This window comes from Actinomyces sp. HMSC065F12 (assembly GCF_001814535.1).
Lineage (GTDB): Bacteria > Actinomycetota > Actinomycetes > Actinomycetales > Actinomycetaceae > Pauljensenia > Pauljensenia radingae_A.
In genome coordinates, this window is record NZ_KV817003.1 from 1 (window position 1) to 4,624 (window position 4,624).

General features: G+C 46.2%; 5 protein-coding genes. All 5 read right to left on the reverse strand.

The features are described from left to right. Positions 1-20: 20 nt before the first annotated feature. Positions 21-230 (reverse strand): hypothetical protein, encoded by a 210-nt coding sequence (locus tag HMPREF2975_RS07610; protein WP_004007595.1) that lies wholly within the window; start codon positions 228-230, stop codon positions 21-23. A gap of 712 nt (positions 231-942) precedes the next feature. After that, the gene (locus tag HMPREF2975_RS12060) at positions 943-1,116 is read right to left on the reverse strand and encodes a cysteine-rich KTR domain-containing protein (protein ID WP_002779755.1); all 174 of its coding nucleotides are present in this window, start codon (positions 1,114-1,116) and stop codon (positions 943-945) included. 51 nt (positions 1,117-1,167) lie between these two features. After that, positions 1,168-3,087 (reverse strand): tetracycline resistance ribosomal protection protein Tet(O), encoded by a 1,920-nt coding sequence (gene tet(O) / locus HMPREF2975_RS07615; protein ID WP_004007597.1) that lies wholly within the window; start codon positions 3,085-3,087, stop codon positions 1,168-1,170. 366 nt (positions 3,088-3,453) lie between these two features. Then, positions 3,454-3,828: a TnpV protein gene (locus tag HMPREF2975_RS07620; protein ID WP_001129922.1), complete on the reverse strand. Its 375-nt coding sequence runs from the start codon at positions 3,826-3,828 to the stop codon at positions 3,454-3,456. Positions 3,829-3,911: 83 nt separating this feature from the next. Continuing rightward, positions 3,912-4,624, reverse strand: a 713-nt coding sequence (locus HMPREF2975_RS07625) for an N-acetylmuramoyl-L-alanine amidase (RefSeq protein ID WP_070726928.1), incomplete at its 5' end; no start/stop codon positions are given.

The window sequence follows — 4,624 nt, forward strand, 5'->3', positions numbered from 1 at the left end:
ACACGCTCTAAAGGCGGTGTTTATCCAGTCGTTTTGCCCACAATCTGTGGTTGATAGATCGGGCTCCACGCCTGGAACAACAACCGGTGAGCACGCTGATGCTCTGCGGGTGTGAGCACGCCCCGACCTGCCAGCATGCTCAAGATGTGAGCGTCCGTGATGAAGGCGAGTTCTCGGGCGAACACGTCAGGTTGGGCCAGTTGATCAACAGGAGCGGCGAGCGTGTTCATGGTCGTCCGCCCCTGGTGCCGAAGCGAGCACGCACATAGCAGGCGTGACAGCAAAACTTTTGACCTGGCTTGTCCACGATCGCGAAGCAGCGTCCGCAGTGCGTACAGGTCTGCTCGCGCATAGGCTCAGTTTTCTGTCGATGCCGCCAAGCTTTATGCCTGCAGGCGGGCGAGCAAAACCGAGCCCGAGCTGCTCCCTGTATAGGGTTGGCACACCACTGGCACACGTGCTCGACCATCACCGGAGCAGCGTCAAGGTTTCGGGTTGTGCAGTACGAGCGGATCTGGTCACGAGTCAGGGCGCAAAACTCGGCAATCGCTTTATACCCCCAGCCCGCCGTGCGCAGGTTGCGGATACGTTGTTCATCAAGATCATTCACAGTGGGGTCACTCCCTTCACCCCACTGCCGACGAACCCCCGTTTGTTAAATCCATCCATGAAACGACGAAAAGCCCCGCCACCACCGGCTCCCCGAGGATTGGGAAGTCACAGTGGTGACGGGGCTCGTATGAGCAGATAGATAACTGCCCGAAAAAAGGACATAAAAAAATCCCTCCAAATTTAAAAACAAATTCAGAGGGTAATTTAGGGTATAACAAAATAACCCACCCGAATATCGTTTTTTTTATTTGGTGAGTTTGTTCTTTCAAATACGAAACAAAAAGAGCCGATGATTCGTGAATTGTTCCACAATTTCATCGGCTCTGCGTCTTAAGCGTCTGGCTCTTTGATGACAGTTATCTTCAAGTTGTCAACTTTAATCAATCTTTCTTGTCTGCATTTTGGACAATAAAGGGGATAATTCTCCAAAACAGTGTCCTTCCTAATTTTATTACGGGTTTTGCTCCCACAAACAGGACACAATATCCATTCGCATTTCATCATAATTAGTCTCTAATCCTTTCAAATCTCATTTTATATGACTTTTGCAAGCTGTTAAGCTAACTTGTGGAACATATGCCGAACCTTATCTATACGGCTATTCGGGCGGCGGGGTTGGCAAATAAATTTACCAATAGCTGGATGGTATCCTTTTAACTCTGTCAAGCAGACTCCCTGCCCATTTGTGAAATAAGTTAAATCGTTCCTGTATTCTTGAATACATCTAGCAGGGATTTCTCCTTTCAGAATGACCTCGTCATTCTTTATCTGAGTACTTACAATATCTGCACAATACCTTGGAGCATCATGATACGCCCGTGAGAGATATTCCTGCGGTGCATAAATTTCAAAGTGGAGATATGGCTCTAATAGTTCTGTCCCTGCTTTTTTTAAAGCCTGCTCCAATACGATAGGGGAAAGCAGCCGAAAGTCTGCGGGGGTACTTACAGGACTATAATACAATCCATATTCAAAACAGATTTTACAGTCTGTCACTTTCCATCCATACAGCCCCTGCTCGCAGCCATAAAGAACCCCCTCCATAACCGCATTTTGGAACGATTGATTTAAATATCCAAGTGAAACTCTGCTTTCATACTGCACTCCGCTTCCAATAGGGAGCGGCTCTATGGACAACCCGACAGAAGCCCAGAAAGGATTTGGCGGGACTTCTATGTGGATGGTATATTCTGCTTTTCTAAGCGGTCTTTCCATATATATAACAGTAGGCTCTTTTATTTCTGCCTCCACATGATATTTTTCCTCAAGGATGGCACAAATGACTTCCATCTGCACATTCCCCAAAAAAGAAAGTATAATCTCATGCGTTGTAGTATCCACATAATATTTTAAAAGAGGGTCGCCATCTGAAATTTCTGTAAGTGCCCCAAGCAATATTTCCCGCTGTTCAGATTTCTTTACTGCAATCGTTGTTTGGAGCATAGGGAGAGGATTTTCAATAAATTTTCTCTGCGGCAACAGTATTTCGTTCCCCAAAATACTGTTTAGCTGCAAAACATCATTTGGTAAAATTACAATATCACCAGAGCAGGCTGTATCGGATGAATATAATTCACCGTTTGTCGGAACACACATCTCTGTGATTTTTATTTTCTCTTTTTCAGATATTCTAATAACATCCCTCAAATGCAATGTTCCGCTATATATACGCACATAAACAAAACGCCGCCTTTTCTCTGAATATTCAATCTTAAAAACCTGCCCGCATAGTTCAGATTGACCTTCAGGCGTTGATGAATAAAATTTACTGGCAATTACTTCTATAAGCTGCCGAATCCCCAGATTGTTTTTAGCGCTTCCGTGATAAACGGGAAATAACGTTCCGTTTTGGAATCTCCTGTTTTCTTCCTGTTCCAGTTCTGACATTTTAAACGGTTTCCCTGACATATATTTCTCTAATAGTTCATCGTTTCCCATAATTACCGCATCCCACTGTTCCATATCGTCATTGTCCGTTACATTTATATGGGGATGCTGCCCAACCTTTTGCTTCACTATAATTTCCGAAGAAAGCTTTGCTTTCATTTCCCGATATACCATTGGCAAATCAATCCCCTCTTGGTCAATTTTATTGATGAAAAAAATTGTCGGAATCTTCATTATCTGTAGTGCATGAAACAGTATACGGGTCTGTGCCTGTATGCCATCCTTTGCAGAAACTAATAATACTGCTCCGTCTAATACGGATAAAGAACGGTATACTTCCGCCAAAAAATCCATATGGCCTGGCGTATCTATAATGTTGACTTTTACATCCTCCCACTGAAAAGATGTCACTGCTGTCTGGATAGTGATTCCCCTTTGACGCTCCAAATTCATTGTATCTGTCCTTGTTGTGCCTTCATCTACGCTCCCTAGTTCTGCAATTGCACCACTGGTATACAATAAACTTTCCGTTAATGTTGTCTTTCCTGCGTCAACGTGAGCCAGAATGCCTAAGTTAATTATTTTCATGTGATTTTCCTCCTATCAACACCCAAAAAAGGGCATAAAAATACCCAGTGATAAATACTCCTATCACTGGGTAAATAACTCCAATAGCCCCAAAACACTTATATGTTTTCGGGCATATAAAATTACATGATAAAAGTATTCTTAAACTGGGTACAAAAAACTAAGCCCCATATTAAAAGTGAAACGGGACTGCTACTTTTTGTTCCCACTATCAAATTGACAGTTTATTTAAGAATACCTTGCCGCATATTTATTAACTCCTTGTATAATACTGAATCTAATTATATTCCTTAACCCTTTATTTGTCAAGCTGACAAACTAAAGCAGAAAAAGCGGCAGGATTTCCCCCTGCCACTAATCATCTGTTTATGCAAAAATAATTTCCTTTTCCACAATCTCCCTCGCACAAGCCCTTATGTTATTGAGGCATCCTGTCCATTCTAAGGCGTTTTCTGCCTTTAGCTGTTCCGTTATGCCCTGTGCCTGTTTCATACCCTCTATGAGCCTTTCAAAGCGTTCCTGTGCCTGTCTGTTGATGTCGGCAAGGTAGGCGTTTAGCCTGCCGCTTGTAAGAAGATTGGTGTATGTAACTTTACGGTACTGTTTTAGATAATCTAAATGCCGTTGCCCCCAGATGCCTATTGCCTGTTCTTCTTCGGCGGGTACAGTTAAGCACGGTATCAAATAATCCCCTTGCCTTTCGTATTTGCCGCCCAGTTCCTCAAATAATGATTTTGCCATTGTCTGTTACCTCCACATTCTTTTTTATTTTGAATGTCCGCAAAATCCGTCCTACATCAGTCGCTCCGACGTGGCGCGGATGTTTAGTAGCCGAGCTTGGCATTCACGCGCGCCTGAACAGCGGCGTAGAGGTTGCCCAAGCGGCGCTTACGTTCCTCACCATTGCCATAGTCGCCACGGATCACGGCGTCGGCAAGCGCGTCGATGTTGGGCCCTGCTGGCTTCGTCGGCGTGTTGCCAGAGAGCTTCTCGTTCACTCGCTGCTGGACAGCCGCGTAGTTGGCTCCGAGGCGGAGCTTACGCTCCTCCCCGTTCCCGTAATCACCGCGAATGACAGCGTCAGCCAATGCGTCGATGTTCGGTGCTGCAGGAGCGGGTGCTGGTGCGCTACCGCTCATCTGGTCATACCAAGACTGTGCGCGGGACATGTAGGCGGCATGCTGGGAACCAGCAAGAGAAGCCGGGCAAGCCGTGGCAGAGAAGTCTTTGTGCCCGAACACGTTCTTGCCCCACTGGGGTCGGCCAAGGCCGTAGAACTTGCAGATCGCGGCGACGAGGTGTGCTCCGTTATCGAGGCACGCCTCCGACACAGCCCACGGGCTGGAGCTCACGTCGGCGTGTTCGATGCCGATACTGGTGGTGTTGGCTGCAAAGTTGCCTGCATGCCAGGCGGTATCGCGATCCCATACGAGCTGGCCAATTGTGCCGTCGGTTTGGACTTGGTAGTGGGCCGATGCAGGACGGGTTTGCCACACGTCGTAACAGCCCCTAATGGTGAGGTTTCCGGCGTTGTGGT